We start from the raw sequence: 17,113 nt of genomic DNA on the forward strand, positions 1-17,113 counted from the left end.
TAACAGAATTAGAGGAGATAATTATGGAACAAAAAGATGTACAAGAATTATTACTAACTATTTTAGAAGAGTTAACTGGAACAGATGAAGTTCGAGAAGATTTAGATATGAATTTATTTGAAGAAGGTTTACTAGATTCATTAGGAACAGTCCAATTATTAGTTGAAATAGATGGACAATGTGGCGTAACAGTTCCAGTTTCTGAGTTTAACCGGGAGGAATGGGCGACTCCACGTAAAATTATTGAACAAGTAGTTGCTATGAAGTCATGAGTTCTCGCAGGAAACTCTTTCTAGCTATTGGTCCTTTTGTGCTAGCACTTTGCTTGTTAGGAGGTATTTTCTTACTACCTTCCACTAAAATGAAACCAGCTGAAAAAACCATGGAAAAAGCATCTACGTCTATGTCAGTTAATGTGATTAAGGGAAATAACTTAAAAAATACTGCCATGGCAAATCCTTACTACGTTCCTTTTTTCGGGTCATCTGAGTTGAGCCGTGTGGATGCCTTTCATCCATCAGTGTTAGCAGAAAAATATAATCGGCCCTACCGCCCATTTTTATTAGGTGCTGCTGGAACACAATCTTTATCACAATTTTTAATGCTCCAATCAATGAGTAAAGATTTAAAAGGCAAGAAAGCTGTATTTATTATTTCACCTCAGTGGTTTGTAGATAAAGGAGTGAGTAAAGAAATGTTTGCTCTTTACTATTCCCCTTTACAAACTTATCAATGGTTAATGAATGTTAGAGAAGTGGGAGACAATGAAAAATATTTAGCTCACCGTCTGTTGCAATTTCCTAATACACGGAAAGATACGACTATGAAAACCTTATTAAAACAAATTGCTAGAGGGGAGCGGTTAACTCCTACTCAGTTAAAAATGTGTGAAACCAGTTCAAAAGTATTAATCCGAGAAGATGAATTATTTGGACATCTTGGATTAATTAGTAAAGATTACAAAATAAAACAAAAATTAAAACAATTACCTGATGCTTATAATCTTCAAAGTTTGGATCAATTAGCATTTGAACAAGGGAAAAAACAAACAAAAGGGAATCCTTATGAGATTAGTAATAGTTTTTACCGGAAACGGATTGCCCCAATTGAATCTTCTTTGAAAAATTCACAAGAAGATTTTGATTATACTCGTTCAGTTGAGTTTGCAGATTTCCAAGTAGTATTAAATGAAATGGCTAAGTTACATATGGATGTCATGTTTATCATTCCACCAGTTAATCAAAAATGGATGGATTATACAGGGCTATCTCCTGAGATGTTAGATACATTTAGTCATAAAATCACTCATCAATTAAATAGCCAAGGCTTTCGTCATGTAGCAGATTTTACCTATAAACGTTCTGAACCTTATTTTATGGAAGATACCATTCATTTAGGTTGGCGTGGTTGGGTAGCAGTGGATCAAGCTGTAGAACCATTTTTAACTAATACAGAAGAAAAACGCATGTCTTACCGAATAAACGATGATTTTTTAACCTCTGATTGGCAAAAATCACCTTATCCAGCAAATGATAGATAAATAAGCAAGAAAAAGAAGAACAGAATCTATAGAAGATTTTGTTCTTCTTTTTTTATTAATATGTTCCCATTAGAACTTGTCTGATAAAAAAATATCGAAATATAATAATAAATTCTTATTGACTTTTTTCTTGTTAGCCCTTACAATAAGTTTTGCAAACGGTAATAATTTTTTATTACAATTTAATAATTTTTTATAACGGAGGAAAAAAATGGAAAAAGTTATTTCAAAGCAGCAAGAATCGACTAAAAAATGGTTTACTTTAGGCATTTTAATTTTAGCAGGAGGGACAGTCTTTAAATTGTCATCTTTAAAGGATGCTTTCTACATACCTATGCAGGAATATTTTGGTTTATCCCATACTGAAATTGGAGCCGCTTTATCAGTTTATGCGATTGTTCAAACAATAGGTTATGCATTTTCAATATATATATCAGATCGATTTTCTAAAAGAATTTTAATTCCAACTGGCTTAATTGGTGTAGGGGTTATTGGTTTGTATCTTGCAACTTTTCCTAGTTATTATGGTATTTTAGCTTCCTGGGGAGGAATGGCATTATTTGCAGAAGTTATTTTTTGGCCTGTTTTAGTTAAGGCAGTAAGATTGTTAGGCGATTCTGATGAGCAAGGACGTATGTTTGGCTTTTTAGAAGCAGGACGTGGGGTTGTTGATACAGTGGTTGCTTTCTCAGCTTTAACTTTGTTTGTTAAGTTAGGTAGTGGAGCATTTGGTTTTAGAGCAGCTATTTTATTCTTTGCCATTACTGCGATTGTAGTAGGGATAATTACTTATTTCTTTGTTGAAGATGATGCTCCAGTGATTGATGAAGTAAGTGGTGAAGAGGTTAATAAGAAAAAACTGGCAATGGCCGGGGCTAAGCAAGCTATAAAAATTCCAGAACTGTGGATTGCTTCTTTTATGATTTTTGCCGTTTATAGTGTATATGCAGGACTAACTTACTTTATTCCGTTTCTGAAAGATATATATGGTATGCCAGTTGCATTGGTTGGGGCATATGGAATTATTAATCAGTATGGGTTGAAAATGGTAGGTGGACCTGTAGGAGGTATGTTAGCAGATAAAAAATTTAAATCTTCTACTAAGTATTTGCGCTTTACTTTCTTATTAGCAGGAATAGCGATGATTGGATTTTTAATGTTACCACATGATACGATGAATATTTATTTAGGTATGACTTGTACGTTATTATTTGGAAGTATTATTTTTAGTCAACGTGCTATTTTCTTTGCTCCAATCGACGAAATTAAGATTCCTAAAGAAATTAGTGGAGCAGCTGTGTCTGTTGCTTGTTTAGTTGGTTACTCACCATCTATGTTTGCTTTTACTCTTTATGGAAGTATTTTAGATAATTTTCCTGGATTAACAGGCTATCGCTATGTGTTTATGGTGATGAGTGGGTTTGCATTTGTAGGATTTTTCATTAGCTCTTATTTACTTAGAAGAATTAATAAACAAAAAAATGAAAGGGGTACAATTTAATGAAATTAGGACTTGAGACAGAAAGCTACCATATTCATTTCCAACATGGGCGTATGGATATATTTGATTTTATAGAGAAGACAGTAGAGTTGGGACTTGATGGTGTACAAATAAACATTATTGAAGATTTAAATTTAAATCCAGAATGGGGATGTTTGGGAAGTAATGACCCTGATCATTTAAAGAAAATAAAAACATTACTAGATAAACATCAATTATATTGTGAAATTGATATGCGTGGTGTAGAAAAAGAAAAAATGGTGCAAGTTATTGATGTCGCTAATGTTTTAGGTGCTAAGGTCATTAGAACGTATATTAATAAAGGACATTTTGATCCTGTTAAAACACAGCAAGCAGTGGATAAAATTTTGAGTATTGAACCATTATTAAAGAAAAATGATATCCATTTAGCTATTGAAAATCATGAAGAAGAAATAGCGGATGAGGTAGTTGAGTTAATAGAAAAAGTAAATAGTCCATATGTAGGTTGTTTATGTGATATAGGTAATGGCATGATGGCCTGGGAAGATCCAAAAACAACCGTGGATAAACTGTTGCCATACGCAAAAACAACGCATTTTAAAGATCATATCGTCATTAAAGATGGGGATCAATTAAGAGTTAGTGGTTGTCCAATTGGTTATGGAAACATTGATACAGACTATTGTTTTAAAAAAATTGTAGAAGAAACAGATTTAACACATATTAACATTGAAATGTGTCATCCCTATGTATCTTATTTTAAACGGCCATTAGGTTTAGGTGGAGTAGAGTATCTAGGAGAAGGTGCTTTTAAAATAGAAGAACCCTACTTTGATCCTGCTATTATTAAACCGATGGAAACCTATCATCCTTCAGCAGAAAATTTGGAGATGATGTTAAAAGCTCAAGATGAAGATGTAAAAAAATCAGTGACTTATATGAAAAAATTACGGGATAAATATTGTTCATAATATAGAAGGAGATTAGATAAATATGAAAAATGAAATTTTAACGCAAGCAGCCCCTTTACCAATAGGCCCTTACTCTCAAGGAGTAGAAGAAAATAAAACCATGTATATATCCGGACAATTACCAATTGATATGAAAACAGGTCAACTTGGTGTAAATATTGAGGAACAAGCTACCAATTGTTTAAATAATTTAGCTTCTATTTTAAAAGAAAATGGAGCTACAATGAATCATATAGTTAAAACAACTATTTTCATGACTAATTTGGAAGATTTTAATCAAGTAAACGATATATATGGTTCATACTTCTCTGCTCCTTACCCAAGTAGAAGTACTGTTCAAGTAGCTTCACTACCTAAAGGTGCTCAAATAGAGATAGAGGCTATCGCTGTAATTGCTTAATAAATCTGTTTAGGTTAATTAAAAAATTATTTATAAAAAATGAGGACAAGTTTATAATTGTCCTCATTTTTTTACTATCCAGTGAGTGAAACGCTTTTTTCCATGATATAATAGGGGTACTAATAAAAAAGAGGTGACTGATTTGGATATTCAAGAAGAAAAATTTTTACAAGAATTAAGTGAAGCAAAAGGTGTTCCAGGGCATGAAGATGCGGTACGTGAGATTGTAAAAAAATATACAGAACCTTACGCAGATAAAATGGTTTATGATGGTTTAGGAAGCATTGCTGCTCGTCATAAGGGAGACAAAGAAGGTCCAAAAGTTCTTCTAATGGGGCATATGGATGAAGTTGGTTTCATGGTGACTCAAATCACAGAAGGTGGATTTATTAAGTTTCAAACATTAGGTGGTTGGTGGGGACAAGTTATGTTAGCCCAACAAGTCCAAATTCAAACACGAGAAGGTAAAATCATTCATGGTGTTATTGGCTGTAAACCGCCTCATGTATTATCTGCAGAGGCGCGTCAAAAACCTTATGATGTAAAAGATATGTTTATTGATATTGGTGCTTCAAGTGAAGAGGAAGTAAAAGAATGGGGCATTCGTCCAGGAGATTCTATTACCCCTTACATTGAGTACCGTCGTTTAAATGATTCAAAATTCTTATTAGGTAAAGCATGGGATAACCGAATTGGTACAGCAATTTCTATTAAAGTATTTGAAAAATTAGCTCAAGAAGGTCATCCTAATATTTTATTTGCAGGAAGTAACGTGCAAGAAGAAGTTGGATTGCGAGGAGCTAAAACAAGTACCTATAAAATAGATCCAGATATTGCTTTTGCTTTAGATACAGGAACAGCTGGTGACACACCAGGAATGACTGCAAAAGAATCTATGTCTAAATTAGGTGAAGGTCCACAAATTTTAATTTTTGATGCCTCAATGGTACCACATCGCAAACTAAGAGATTTCGTTATCGATGTAGCAGAAGAATTAAATATTCCGTATCAACTAGAAGTCGTAGCTGGTGGAGGGACTGATGCAGGTAGTCAACATTTAACTCGCTCAGGAATTCCGTCATTAGCGATTACAGTAGCAACTCGTTACTTGCATTCTCATACGTCAGTTATTCATGAAGACGACTATTTAAATGCAGTTAAATTAGTGACTGAAGTGGTTAAACGCCTAGACAAAGACACCGTTGAAAAATTAACTAGTTACTAAAAAAAGTTAATAAAAACAATTTTGTACTTTAAAATGAAAAAGTATTTTAAAAGCTTATAATTCTTTGAATTATAAGCTTTTTCATTTATTTTTGATAAAAAATAACGTAAAGTAAACTATGAAAGAAGGCATATTATGAAATTAACTGTTTTAGGCTATCTAGGAGGCTATCCTTATAAAGGTCAAGGAACTAGCTCCTATCTATTAGAAAGTGATGGATTTTCTTTATTAATTGATGCAGGAAGCAGTACATTGAACATTCTTCAAAAACATATAGATCCCTTAAGATTAGATAGTGTGATTCTCTCTCACTATCATGAAGATCATGTGGCAGATTTAGGTGTGCTTCAATACTATAGACAATTAAGAGGAAAAGACAAGTCCATACCTATCCTACCAATTTATGGTCATACAGAAGACTTAGTAGGGTATCGTAGATTAACCTTAGAAGGTGTCTCGATTAGTATGCCCTATGAGGAGCAGCAAGTTTTAGATGTAGGCCCTTTTTCAATTCAGTTTTTAAGAACTGTTCATCCAGTCCCTTGTTTTGCTATGCGGATTAAAGAAAAACAAACAGGAAAAAATTTAGTCTACACAGGGGATTCTGGTTATTTAGGAGAACTAATTCCCTTTGCTTTTCAAACAGATGTCCTGTTAGCAGATACTTATTTGTTTGCTGGAAAGGAAAAACATCCAGCCCATTTGACTGCTAAGGAAACAGGGGAAATAGCTCGATTAGCACAAGTTAAACAAGTTGTATTATCTCACTTGCCTCAAGATGGAGATTTACAAGTATTAAAAAAACAAACAGAAAAAGAAGTTACCAATATTCCTGTCAGACTAGCTAGTGAAAGTATGATTGTAGAATGGTGATATAGGAGGAGAAATAGATGATTTATGTTCCAAATGAAAACAATGATCCACGAGTAAACTTAGCGATTGAAACTTATTTGATGAAAGAAGTTCCAGTTGATGAGCCGATTTTATTATTTTATATTAATGAACCTTCTATTATTATAGGAAGAAACCAAAATACGATAGAAGAAATCAATAAAGATTATGTGGAAGAAAAAGGCATTCATGTTGTTCGTCGGTTAAGTGGTGGGGGAGCAGTTTACCATGATTTTGGTAATTTAAACTTTAGTTTTATTATGCCAGATGACGGCAACTCATTTAGAGATTTTGCGAAATTTACTCAGCCGATTATTGATGCTTTACATGCAATGGGAGTAGAGGGAGCTAAACTTAAAGGGCGTAATGATTTAGTTATTGATGACAAGAAATTCTCAGGTAATGCGATGTATGCGACTAATGGCCGCATGTTTGCTCACGGCACGATTATGTTTGATAGTGACATTAATGAAGTAGTTAAAGCATTAAAGGTAAGAAAAGATAAAATTGAGTCTAAAGGGATTAAATCTATTCGATCAAGAGTGACTAATATTAAACCTTATTTATCAGATGATTACCAAAACATGTCTACGATTGATTTTAGAGAAAATATTTTACTACGTATTTTTGAAGTAGAAGATGTTAGTCAAATTAAAACATATGAGTTAACTGAAAAAGATTGGGAGAAAATTAACCATATTTCAAATGACTATTATAGAAACTGGGATTGGAATTACGGGAAATCACCAGAATTTGAAATTCTTCGTAGAGAACGATTTGATATTGGTTCGATTGAAGCAAGATTAAACGTAGCTAGTGGTGTGATTCAAGAAGTTAAAATTTTTGGTGACTTTTTCGGATTAGGAGAAATTTCAGATGTAGAAGAAGCTTTAACTGGTATTCAATATGATAAGGCTTCTGTAACAGATGCGGTAACTAAAATTGATTTGAAAAAATACTTTGGTAATATTGAAACAGAAGATTTAGTTAATTTATTATATTAGAAAAAGTGTGGATTTCGATTGAAATCCACACTTTTTTATTGTAGTTTTTAGTTAATTTCAGAAGCATTTGAGATGATTTGGTTAACAATCCCATATTCTTTTGCTTCGTCAACAGTTAACCAGAAGTTACGATCGGTATCTTTAGATACTTTTTCATAAGATTGGCCTGTTGCTTCAGCGATTAAACGATTAATTCTCTCACGCATTCTAACAATTTCTTTAGCTTCAATTTGAATTTCAGTACTTTGTCCTTGTACTCCACCTGCTGGTTGATGAATCATGTAGCGAGTATTAGGTAGACTGTAACGATTTTCTTTTTTAGCTGCTAGATAGATAGTAATACCTGCACTAGCAACCCAGCCAGTTCCAATGACTTTAATTTCAGGTTTAACAAATTGAAGCATATCATGAATAGTATCTCCTGCTTCAACATGGCCACCTTGACTATTGATGAAAACAGTAATAGGCTCGTCGCTCATTTGTTCTAAAATAAGTAGTTGGGTACTAACACGTTCAGCTAATTCTTGATTGATTTCACCGTAAATTAAGATAGTCCGACTATCCATTAATTTTTTTGTAAATAAAGTTTGATTTTGATTTTGTTGTTCATCCATGTTGTTCAAACCTCCTACGATTTTCCTATTGGTATCTTAGCATAAAAAGGGATAAATAGACAAAAAAATACCTTGCTTAACGTTTTTTACGTCCTAAACCAACAGCATTTTGCATTTTAGTTAAGGTTTTATTCGCAACTTGTTGAGCTTTTTCTGCACCTTCGTCTAATATACGATGTAATTCTTCTGATTCAAGTAACTCTTTTTGTCTAATTTGGATAGGTTCTAATAAAGCAACGACTGCTTCTGCCAAGTCATTTTTAAACTCTCCGTAACCTTTTCCTTCATATTTAGTTACTAATTCATCAATTGAGTAGTCACTAACAGCTTCATAAATTGTCAACAGATTGGAAATACCTGGACGATTGGTTGGATCGTATTCAATTGTTCCAATAGAATCTGTTACTGCTGATTTAATTTTTTTGCGAATAACATTAGGCTCATCTAACATAGAAATAAAGCCTTTTGGATTACTATCAGATTTACTCATCTTTTTAGTTGGTTCTTGTAAACTCATAATTCTTGCACCACGTTTTGGAATTTTAACTTCCGGTGTGACTAAAATTTCTTGTCCTTTTTGCGCGTAACGGTTATTAAAACGTTGGACAAAATCGCGAGTTAATTCTAAATGTTGTTTTTGATCTTCTCCTACTGGTACTAAGTTTGTGTTGTACAAAATAATATCAGCAATCATTAGCGGTGGATAAGTCAGTAAGCCAGCAGAAACCCCACCACGTTGTGTTTTTTGAGATTTGTCTTTGAATTGTGTCATTCTTTCTAACTCACCAATGCTAGTATTACATTGGACAATCCAAGCTGCCTCTGCATGTGCAGGAACCTCTGATTGAATAAAAATAATGGATTTATTAGGATCGATTCCTACTGCTAAGTAAAGTGCAGCTAGTCCTAACGTTTGCTGTCTTAATTTTAAGCGATCTTGCGGAACGGTAATCGCATGTTCATCAACTACGCAAAAGAAACAATGATAGTCATCTTGTAATTCAACAAATTGTTTCAATGCGCCTACATAATTACCGATAGTGGGAATCCCACTTGGTTGGATTCCAGAAAATATTGTTTCCATAGACGTATGTCTCCCCATTCTTTATCTGTATTGCTTCATCTATTTATTATAATAGAAATAAAATAAAAAAGACAGAGAGAAAATTGTAAGGATATTCGTTTGTGAAAATAATACAGATTATTTGCTGTAGTATTAAAATGTGCTTTTTCAATTAAGATTATGAATTTTTTATGAATAATAATGAAAAAGATGATGATTACTTATAAAACCTTGATATATAAGGGTTTTGAATAAAAGCTAAATTAAATTAATTATAAAATACAGTAGTAATTCTTAGCTAAATGATGTATAATAAAACATGTGAAGGTTAACAGGTTTGAGACCCTGTGTAATAAAAGAGGATTGCATAAAAAAGGAGTGATATTATGCTAACATTGTACACATCACCAAGTTGTACGTCTTGTAGAAAAGCAAGAGCATGGTTACAAGAACATGAAATTCCGTTTAGAGAACGAAATATTTTCTCTGAGCCCCTTGACATTGCTGATTTGAAAGCAATTTTGAGAATGACTGAAGACGGTACGGAAGAAATCATTTCCACTCGTTCCAAAGCATTCCAAAAATTAAATATGGATTTAGACGATTTGTCTTTACCAGAATTGTTAGACTTAGTTCAACAAAACCCTGGATTGTTAAGAAGACCTATTATGATCGATGAAAAAAGACTTCAAGTTGGCTTTAATGAAGATGAAATTCGTCGCTTTTTACCAAGAGAAGTTCGTGCATTAGAGTTAAGACAAGCTCAATTAATGGCTGGATTATAATTTGAGAAGCCTCGTCATCTTGACGAGGCTTTTTTTGAACATTTTTCCTTTACATTTTTTTATTTTGAGCTACAATGTGTCTATATAATAAAAAGAGAGTTAAAAGAGAGGTGTAGCGATAGTGGAAATGGAACGCATTAATGAAAATACGATACGAGTTCTGATTGAAAATGAAGATTTAGAAGAAAGAGGGATTACTTTCTTAGATTTATTAGGAAATCATAAAGAAATTGAGCACTTTTTTTACAGTATTTTAGCAGAAGTTGATATTGATGAGCAGTTTCAAGATTCCGACGCAGTGACATTTCAAGTGCTACCAAATCAAAATGGTCTAGAATTATTTATTAGTAAGAATCTGGTAGAATCTGAAGATGGAGAATTACCTGTAATTCCTGAATTAGAAGCCAGTAAAGAAATGTTAGGTGAACTAATACGTAAGCAACTTTCTCAAAAAGGAAAACTTGATAAACTTAAGAAGATAGTGGGATTTGAAGAAGATTGGGATGATTCTTTATCAGATGATGAAGATGAGGATGATGGACCTATTATTTTTGACTATGTTATCCAGTTGGAATCTTTTGAAGACGCTATTCAACTAGCCAAAGTTCATTTAATCAATTATACGGACTCTTCTTTGTTTAAAATGTCTGATCATTACTACATTCATATGCACTTTGAACTAACTGAAAGTGAACAACGACACAGCCTAAAAGAAGATTTAGCTTTGTTATTAGAATATGGAACCTTATCCATGTTAACTCCTGAAGTGTTAAGTGAATATGGTCATTGCGTTATGGACCGCCGAGCATTAGAACAATTAAAATATTATTTTGAATAAGTCAGTTGAAAAGGAGAGGCTAGCCTCTCCTTTTTTTATAGAGATATTTGATGTTGGATAGTTAGTAAAGCTTGATCTAGCATTGTTTCAAATTCATTTTCTTTGGTCGGTAATTCCTTAGAAGCTAATGCAGCTCTTTTTACATAAGGGATTTCTAGGAGTTTCATTTTATTTAAAACCTCTTGTGAAAGGTTGTTATCAGTTAAAATAAGTCCATGTTTACCATCTAGAAAAGGAAGATTTTCTTCTGTTAATAGTTCTTCTGTTATAATTATTAAAGGTGTTTGTTTTTTTGCCCAAGCTTTAATGAGTGGTTTTTCTTGAGGTAGCACTCCTGTCAGTAAAATTTCCATCCTAGTCACTCCTATAAGTCATTCTATTATTTGTGAACAGATGATTAATCTGTACTAATAAAATACCACATATAACTATTTAATTCAAAATAATATTGTAAATATAATGTTTTTTTTATAAACAGATGAAAAATATTGTACTAGTTAGGGTGGGCTTAACTAGAAGGTAAGAATAAATGGATAAGCTTTCTAAGGAAAGCTATTACTTTTAACATGATATAATAAAAGAAAGTAGAGGTGATTAGATGCCAGAATTAACCACAATGGAAATTATCCTAAGATTGTTATTATCTGCTTTAATGGCAGGGATGATTGGTTATGATAGAGAATTTAAAAATAGACCAGCTGGAATTAGAACCCATATACTAGTATGCTTAGGGGCAACCATCATTGCCTTAATTCAGCAACAGATTGAAGTAGAAGCACTTAAAATAGCTATTACTCAGCCTGAGTTAAGAAGTGTAGTACGGGCAGATCCAGCCAGACTAATTGCCCAAGTGATTAGTGGTATTGGTTTTCTAGGAGCAGGGACTATTATTGTGACTAAGCGTTCCGTTTATGGTTTAACAACTGCGGCGTCTTTATGGACAGTTGCGTGTTTAGGTTTATCTGTGGGGATGGGTTACTATACTATTTCAATTTTAGGTTTTATTGCCATTATTTTAGTCTTGTCCTTGTTAAATAAATTAATTGTTGTTCAAACTCTTAATCAAATTGAAGTTAAATTTACCCATGCTGCTGAAACAAAAGAATTTATTTTAGATTATTTTGCAGAACAAGGTGTTACGCTGAAGAATGTGGATTTTGATATTGATTTTACTGATAACGGTAATCGGTTATACCGTAATATTTATACAGTGGAAATTCCTAAAGACAAAAAACATGCAGATATTATCGAAGACTTAGCCCAAAATAAAAATGTGAAAAAAATTCGAATGATTAATATGTAGTCACTCAACTAAACTAAAGATTAAACTGTGAGGCAAGCAAGTTTGACTCATGGTTTTTTTCATGAAAAGGTAATAAAGGCTAATCGAAAGAGAAAGAAGTGAAAGAATTGTGAAGGAAACCATCCGTTTGGTTCATACTAATGATTTACACTCTCATTTTGAGCATTGGCCTAAAATGAGAAGATGGATTCAAACTAGAAGAAAAGAAAGTCAAGCTAACCACATTAATATGTATGCTGTAGACTTAGGGGATTTTTGTGATCGGTCTCACCCTTTAACAGAGGCAACAGATGGACGTGCGAATGTTCAATTAATGAATGAAATTGGTTATACTGGGGTTACCATTGGCAATAATGAAGGAATTGGCAATAGCCATGATCAATTGGAAACCTTATACATTGGAGGTAATTTCGATGTGGTACTGGCTAATTTAAAAGACAGACACAAAGAAGAATACCCTAAGTGGTTAACTCCTTATAAGATAGAAACAACTTTAGAAGGAACTAAAATAGCTTTTATTGGTTTAACTGCCCCTTTTCCTTTAACCTATGAACCAAATGGGTGGGATATTTTAAATCCGATAGAAGTGTTAAATACATTAGTGCCTAAGTTGAAAGAACAAGCAGATGTTATAGTCTTACTCTCTCATCTAGGGATAAAACGAGAAATAGAAATAGCTCAGCAGTTTAAAGACATAGATGTGATATTAGGTTCTCATACCCATCAATTGTTTACAGAAGGCAAGTGGGTAAATCAAACGCTATTAGCTGCAGCAGGGAAATACGGAGAGTATATTGGAGAGGTTACGTTAGTTTGTGACACTCATCAATTAGTAGAAAAAAAAGCCAGCGTATATGCTGTGGATCAAATGGAAGCAAAAGAGAGAGATAGTAGCGAAGTAGAGGAATATATAAACCGAGGAAAAGCTCTTTTAACTAATCAAGTTATTGGTTATTTACCTGCAACTTTTTCTCCAGTTCAAAGTTCATCTGCTCTTTCTTATACAGAACTAGGACTGTTAGCAGTTAAAGAATATGCTGGTGTAGAGGCAGCAGTTTTAAACAGTGGTTTATTTTTAAGCTCGTTATCAAAAGGAGAAGTGACAAAAGAAGCGTTACATCGAACGATTCCTCATCCAATGCACATTATGAAAGTCACCTTTACAGGTAAAGAATTAGATCGTTTTATTAGGGAAATGGAGAAAAATAGACTTTATTTAGAAAAATTCCCTATGGTAGGAATGGGATTTCGCGGGAAAATTTTTGGCCATCTTATGTATAGTGGGTTGTCTTATCATGCTGAAACAAAACAAACCTATTATTTAGATCAGCCTATTCAATTTGAAAAAAGCTATACTATTGCAACGGTAGACCATTATTTGTTTATTCCTTTTTTCCCAACGATTGAGTTGGCTGGTCAGGTAGAGATGCTTTTTCCAGAATTTTTGAGAAATGTGGTTGAGCAGTTTATTACAGAACACTATTCATATCCACAAAAAATCGCTATAATGAATCGTAAAGACTAAGTAAGGAAAAGGAGATAAGAACATTGACTGATGAACAAATAAAAGAGCCAGTTCTTTCTAATCCAGAAGAAAAGGAAGAGTCCTCTGTTTTAGAGACGCCAAAACGTGTCCGACTTGTTGGAGAAGATACAGTATGGATAGATGAAGTAGAATATAAATTAGTAGAAAATTATCGGGAAGCTTTTCAAGCAGAGCAAGTAGATGCTCGCTATAGTGATATTTTAAGCCGATATGATTTTATTGTAGGAGATATTGGTTTTGAACAATTACGTTTAAAAGGCTTCTTTTCAGCAGATGCTAAGAAAAAGCCTGCAGATACTAGAATTGATACCTTACAAGATTATTTGTATGAATATTGTAATTTTGGTTGTGCTTATTTTGTGTTAGAGCGAGTGAATAAAGTACCAAGTAAAGCAAAAGAGAATAAGCCTAACCGCAAACGTAAAAGTAATAAAAAACAAGCCTTTACTCATGAAAAAAAAGCACCTGCTAGTTCTCCTAAGAAAAACAAGAAGAAACCTATTATTAAAAATAGAAAACAGTCTCAGGATGAAAAGAAAGATAAACAAGTACATAAGCCACAAGAAATTGTTGAGAAGAAGAAAAATTATACTATTAGAAAAAAAGAGAATTAAAGGAGTGATTCCTTATGTCCAAGTATAAAGGATATTTTGTCGATTTAGACGGAACTATTTACCGCGGAAAAGAACCTATACCAGCAGGGAAAAGATTTATTGAAAAGTTACAAGCTAACCATGTCCCTTTTTTATTGTTAACCAACAATACAACCAAAACTCCTAAAGCAGTTCAAGCGAACTTGGCGATGAATTTTGATATTCAGGTAGAAGAAGCCAATATTTATACTGCAACCTTAGCAACGATTGACTATATGAAAGATATTGCTCTAGGAGATAAAGTGTTTGTAGTAGGGGAAATGGACTTAAAACAAATGATTCTGGAAGCTGGTTTTAAATGGGAAGAGGAACGACCTGATTATGTGGTAGTAGCACTTGATAGTTATTTAACCTATGAGGATTTAGCTAAAGCAACTTTAGCCATTCAAAAAGGGGCACATTTTATTGGAACTAATCCAGATAAAAATATTCCTACAGAACGTGGCTTAATGCCTGGTGCAGGCTCTATTATCCAACTTGTCCAAACAGCGACTCGTGTAGAACCAACTGTGATAGGAAAACCTAATACAACGATTATGGAAAAAGCGTTAGAGCGAATTGGCTTATCTAAGAAAGAAGTATTAATGGTTGGGGATAACTATGATACAGATATTCAAGCAGGTATCCAGAATAAAATTGATACCTTATTAGTTTTATCAGGTTTTACTCAACAAGAAGATGTACCTAAATTACCAGTTCCACCAACTTATGTATTAAATTCTCTTGATGAGTGGGAGCTATAAGGGAGGGGATTTTTTATCAATCAGAAAACATGGCTATTTAGACTGGGAGTTATTAGCTTAGTATTAACGATTGTGACAGTAAGTATAACTGTGACCATCAATGCCTATCCTTTATATGTGTGGGAATTAAAACAGTCAGGGATTAGTGAGACCTACCAATTATCTATACAAAACATTTTAACTAACTATAAGGTTTTAATGAATTATTTGAATAATCCGTGGATTAAACAGCTACATTTACCTGATTTTTCTTCATCAAAAGAAGGATTACAACATTTTAAAGAGGTTAAACAATTATTTTTTCTGAACTATTTCTTATTAATAGTTACTATTTATCCTACGTATCGGTTTATCCGAGGGTTAATGTCTGAAAGTCAAATGTGGCGATTGATTCGTCCTTTCCAATATTTGAGCCTATTTCCTTTTTTAGGTTTTTTCGGAATGATTGTAGGATTTGACCAAATTTTTGTAGGATTTCATAAGTTACTATTTAGAAATGATTATTGGCTATTTAATCCATATACTGATCCAATCATTGAAGTGTTACCGGCTAGTTATTTTCTACATTGTTTTTTATTAGCCATTATCTGTATAGAATTGCTTTTTTTAATCACGTTGTGGCTAAGCAAAAAATCTTTAACAAAAGAAACAGAGTAAAGAAAATTAATCTTTACTCTGTTTTTTATTTTGCCATTCTTTTAAAGCGTTAGTCGTTGTGTAAGTTAGAGCCGAGGGAAGTTGATCCAAAGAAAACCATTGTAAATCAGCTATTTTATCAGGTTCTTTGATAATGGGAGTATCTGAGAGGACTGTGGCAAAAAAAGTTGGACAAACAAAATGAACTTGTTGCTCTACTTGGATATGATTGGTGACACAAATAAGTTCATTTAAGTGAATATCAACACCAATTTCCTCTTTTATTTCGCGAATAGTGGCTTCTTCAATAGTTTCATATAGTTCAACTTTTCCTCCAGGTAAACTCCAACAACCAGTATCTGGATTCTTTTTTCTTAAAATAAGTAATAGTTCTTGATTAGTGTTAAATAGCATAGCGCCTACACCAACTTGGGGTTTTATCACAATCATCATCCTTTCTCTTGTTAGTTCTATTTTAAGGGAGATGAGGATATTTATAAAGGGTGTTATCTTAATTTTTTTATTTATATAGATAGTTATTCACAAAGTTTTTAAGCAGATTATAAAAACTTATACTTTACAAGGTAAGTATTAAGCGAAAATACTTGTTTTTCAAAAAATATTAAGGGGATAATTTTGTGAAATGAAATAGTATTTAAAATAAAGATTATCATATCAAGTTATATAGCTGTTTTTTATGGAGATATATGTTGACTGACATAAATGATTTGTTTGGTTTTTTTAAAGGGTATTAAGTAGTACAAATGCTATTTTTGAGAGAATTAAGAGGAATAAAGTGGTTTTTTGTAACCGCTTGTGTTACTATGATTGTGAAGTTATAATCAAACAAAGGAGAGACGCTATATGGCAAAAGAAATTTTTAAAGCAGAAGCACAATCAAAAGGAGGCTGTAAAGTATCTTGTACAGCAAGAGACTTTAACTTTATTTTAGATGAACCTAAAAATTTAGGTGGAACAAATGAAGGTATGAACCCAGTAGAAGCTTTATTATGTTCATTAGGTGCTTGTAAAGTCATAGTGGCACGTTCATTTGCTCGTTTCCATAAAATTAACTTAAAAGACATTCGAGTAGAGCTAGAAGGTACATTAGATACAGATGGTTTTACTGGTAAAAATAAAGAAGCTAAAATTGGTTTTTCACACATCACATCTAAAGTGTATATTGATGCAGACAATACAGATGAAGAGATTGAAAAATTTGTTGCTTTCATTAACCATACATGCCCAGTTCACGACTCATTAGCAAATGCACCAGAGTTTTCAACTGAAATTTACCGTGCTTAATTAAAATCAAATGAAACAAAGGAAAGTGGAGCGTAAGCTTCACTTTTTTTATATTTAGTAGGGGTTGATTTTTTATAAATTCTCTGTCATGATTTAAATAATAACGACTGGAT

At 32.9% G+C, this 17,113-nt stretch carries 20 protein-coding genes; 16 read left to right on the forward strand and 4 right to left on the reverse strand.

Annotated elements, in window-relative coordinates; translation table 11 throughout:
* Positions 1-23: 23 nt before the first annotated feature.
* The 8 genes from dltC (at position 24) to lplA (ending at position 7,514) form a co-directional block, all read left to right on the forward strand.
* Positions 24-272: a D-alanine--poly(phosphoribitol) ligase subunit DltC gene (gene dltC, locus C7P63_RS05860; RefSeq protein ID WP_125943230.1), complete on the forward strand. Its 249-nt coding sequence runs from the start codon at positions 24-26 to the stop codon at positions 270-272.
* A complete protein-coding gene (gene dltD, locus C7P63_RS05865; RefSeq protein ID WP_125943231.1) occupies positions 269-1,540 on the forward strand; it encodes a D-alanyl-lipoteichoic acid biosynthesis protein DltD in 1,272 nt (423 codons plus the stop codon). Before dltC ends, dltD begins: the two co-directional genes overlap by 4 nt.
* 211 nt (positions 1,541-1,751) lie before the next feature.
* Positions 1,752-3,041, forward strand: a complete 1,290-nt coding sequence (locus C7P63_RS05870; RefSeq protein ID WP_125943232.1) for an MFS transporter — start codon at positions 1,752-1,754, stop codon at positions 3,039-3,041.
* Positions 3,041-3,994, forward strand: coding sequence for a sugar phosphate isomerase/epimerase family protein (locus C7P63_RS05875; protein ID WP_125943233.1), 954 nt, complete (start codon positions 3,041-3,043; stop codon positions 3,992-3,994). The genes C7P63_RS05870 and C7P63_RS05875 overlap by 1 nt, the downstream gene beginning before the upstream one ends.
* 22 nt (positions 3,995-4,016) lie before the next feature.
* Positions 4,017-4,394 (forward strand): RidA family protein, encoded by a 378-nt coding sequence (locus C7P63_RS05880; RefSeq protein WP_125943234.1) that lies wholly within the window; start codon positions 4,017-4,019, stop codon positions 4,392-4,394.
* Between the two features lie 142 nt (positions 4,395-4,536).
* Positions 4,537-5,619, forward strand: coding sequence for a M42 family metallopeptidase (locus C7P63_RS05885; protein WP_125943235.1), 1,083 nt, complete (start codon positions 4,537-4,539; stop codon positions 5,617-5,619).
* Between the two features lie 135 nt (positions 5,620-5,754).
* Entirely contained in the window at positions 5,755-6,492 is a 738-nt protein-coding gene (locus C7P63_RS05890) for an MBL fold metallo-hydrolase (protein WP_125943236.1), read from the forward strand.
* 17 nt (positions 6,493-6,509) lie between these two features.
* Positions 6,510-7,514, forward strand: a complete 1,005-nt coding sequence (lplA, locus tag C7P63_RS05895; protein ID WP_125943237.1) for a lipoate--protein ligase — start codon at positions 6,510-6,512, stop codon at positions 7,512-7,514.
* A gap of 47 nt (positions 7,515-7,561) precedes the next feature.
* Here the strand turns inward: lplA and C7P63_RS05900 are convergent, their stop codons facing one another.
* Both C7P63_RS05900 and trpS read right to left on the reverse strand, forming a co-directional pair.
* A complete protein-coding gene (locus tag C7P63_RS05900) occupies positions 7,562-8,128 on the reverse strand; it encodes an ATP-dependent Clp protease proteolytic subunit (protein ID WP_125943238.1) in 567 nt (188 codons plus the stop codon).
* A gap of 76 nt (positions 8,129-8,204) precedes the next feature.
* Complete coding sequence (gene trpS / locus C7P63_RS05905) at positions 8,205-9,212, reverse strand: tryptophan--tRNA ligase (RefSeq protein WP_125943239.1); 1,008 nt, start codon at positions 9,210-9,212, stop codon at positions 8,205-8,207.
* A gap of 365 nt (positions 9,213-9,577) precedes the next feature.
* Between trpS and spxA the strand changes: the two genes are divergently transcribed.
* Together spxA and C7P63_RS05915 are read left to right on the forward strand one after the other, a co-directional pair.
* Positions 9,578-9,976, forward strand: a complete 399-nt coding sequence (spxA, locus tag C7P63_RS05910) for a transcriptional regulator SpxA (protein WP_125943240.1) — start codon at positions 9,578-9,580, stop codon at positions 9,974-9,976.
* Positions 9,977-10,097: 121 nt separating this feature from the next.
* Positions 10,098-10,814 carry an adaptor protein MecA gene (locus tag C7P63_RS05915; protein ID WP_125943241.1) on the forward strand — a complete coding sequence of 239 codons (717 nt, stop codon included), beginning with the start codon at positions 10,098-10,100 and terminating at the stop codon, positions 10,812-10,814.
* Positions 10,815-10,849: 35 nt separating this feature from the next.
* Here C7P63_RS05915 and C7P63_RS05920 read toward each other — a convergent pair whose 3' ends face one another.
* Complete coding sequence (locus tag C7P63_RS05920) at positions 10,850-11,167, reverse strand: Rossmann-fold NAD(P)-binding domain-containing protein (protein ID WP_125943242.1); 318 nt, start codon at positions 11,165-11,167, stop codon at positions 10,850-10,852.
* 245 nt (positions 11,168-11,412) lie between these two features.
* Here C7P63_RS05920 and C7P63_RS05925 point away from each other — a divergent pair, with 245 nt between their 5' ends.
* The 5 genes from C7P63_RS05925 to C7P63_RS05945 all read left to right on the forward strand — a co-directional run bounded on the left by C7P63_RS05925 (position 11,413) and on the right by C7P63_RS05945 (position 15,716).
* Complete coding sequence (locus tag C7P63_RS05925) at positions 11,413-12,117, forward strand: MgtC/SapB family protein (RefSeq protein ID WP_125943243.1); 705 nt, start codon at positions 11,413-11,415, stop codon at positions 12,115-12,117.
* A gap of 109 nt (positions 12,118-12,226) precedes the next feature.
* Entirely contained in the window at positions 12,227-13,642 is a 1,416-nt protein-coding gene (locus tag C7P63_RS05930; protein WP_125943244.1) for a bifunctional metallophosphatase/5'-nucleotidase, read from the forward strand.
* Positions 13,643-13,665: 23 nt separating this feature from the next.
* Complete coding sequence (locus C7P63_RS05935; protein ID WP_243640807.1) at positions 13,666-14,277, forward strand: YutD family protein; 612 nt, start codon at positions 13,666-13,668, stop codon at positions 14,275-14,277.
* Between the two features lie 14 nt (positions 14,278-14,291).
* Complete coding sequence (locus C7P63_RS05940) at positions 14,292-15,059, forward strand: TIGR01457 family HAD-type hydrolase (RefSeq protein ID WP_125943246.1); 768 nt, start codon at positions 14,292-14,294, stop codon at positions 15,057-15,059.
* A gap of 51 nt (positions 15,060-15,110) precedes the next feature.
* Entirely contained in the window at positions 15,111-15,716 is a 606-nt protein-coding gene (locus tag C7P63_RS05945) for a TIGR01906 family membrane protein (RefSeq protein WP_279386794.1), read from the forward strand.
* 6 nt (positions 15,717-15,722) lie between these two features.
* Here the strand turns inward: C7P63_RS05945 and C7P63_RS05950 are convergent, their stop codons facing one another.
* Complete coding sequence (locus tag C7P63_RS05950) at positions 15,723-16,145, reverse strand: NUDIX domain-containing protein (RefSeq protein WP_125943248.1); 423 nt, start codon at positions 16,143-16,145, stop codon at positions 15,723-15,725.
* Positions 16,146-16,559: 414 nt separating this feature from the next.
* Between C7P63_RS05950 and C7P63_RS05955 the strand changes: the two genes are divergently transcribed.
* Positions 16,560-17,000: an OsmC family protein gene (locus tag C7P63_RS05955; RefSeq protein WP_125943249.1), complete on the forward strand. Its 441-nt coding sequence runs from the start codon at positions 16,560-16,562 to the stop codon at positions 16,998-17,000.
* Positions 17,001-17,113 lie beyond the last annotated feature (113 nt).

This window comes from Vagococcus humatus (assembly GCF_003950325.1).
Lineage (GTDB): Bacteria > Bacillota > Bacilli > Lactobacillales > Vagococcaceae > Vagococcus_C > Vagococcus_C humatus.

Coding starts and splice junctions, on each gene's coding strand:
- C7P63_RS05890 (WP_125943236.1), top strand. CDS start 5,755: ATGAAATTAACTGTTTTAGGCTATCTAGGAGGCTATCCTTATAAAGGT.
- C7P63_RS05870 (WP_125943232.1), top strand. CDS start 1,752: ATGGAAAAAGTTATTTCAAAGCAGCAAGAATCGACTAAAAAATGGTTT.
- C7P63_RS05955 (WP_125943249.1), top strand. CDS start 16,560: ATGGCAAAAGAAATTTTTAAAGCAGAAGCACAATCAAAAGGAGGCTGT.
- C7P63_RS05875 (WP_125943233.1), top strand. CDS start 3,041: ATGAAATTAGGACTTGAGACAGAAAGCTACCATATTCATTTCCAACAT.
- lplA (WP_125943237.1), top strand. CDS start 6,510: ATGATTTATGTTCCAAATGAAAACAATGATCCACGAGTAAACTTAGCG.
- C7P63_RS05950 (WP_125943248.1), bottom strand. CDS start 16,145: ATGATTGTGATAAAACCCCAAGTTGGTGTAGGCGCTATGCTATTTAAC.
- trpS (WP_125943239.1), bottom strand. CDS start 9,212: ATGGAAACAATATTTTCTGGAATCCAACCAAGTGGGATTCCCACTATC.
- spxA (WP_125943240.1), top strand. CDS start 9,578: ATGCTAACATTGTACACATCACCAAGTTGTACGTCTTGTAGAAAAGCA.
- C7P63_RS05940 (WP_125943246.1), top strand. CDS start 14,292: ATGTCCAAGTATAAAGGATATTTTGTCGATTTAGACGGAACTATTTAC.
- dltC (WP_125943230.1), top strand. CDS start 24: ATGGAACAAAAAGATGTACAAGAATTATTACTAACTATTTTAGAAGAG.
- dltD (WP_125943231.1), top strand. CDS start 269: ATGAGTTCTCGCAGGAAACTCTTTCTAGCTATTGGTCCTTTTGTGCTA.
- C7P63_RS05920 (WP_125943242.1), bottom strand. CDS start 11,167: ATGGAAATTTTACTGACAGGAGTGCTACCTCAAGAAAAACCACTCATT.
- C7P63_RS05925 (WP_125943243.1), top strand. CDS start 11,413: ATGCCAGAATTAACCACAATGGAAATTATCCTAAGATTGTTATTATCT.
- C7P63_RS05880 (WP_125943234.1), top strand. CDS start 4,017: ATGAAAAATGAAATTTTAACGCAAGCAGCCCCTTTACCAATAGGCCCT.
- C7P63_RS05900 (WP_125943238.1), bottom strand. CDS start 8,128: ATGGATGAACAACAAAATCAAAATCAAACTTTATTTACAAAAAAATTA.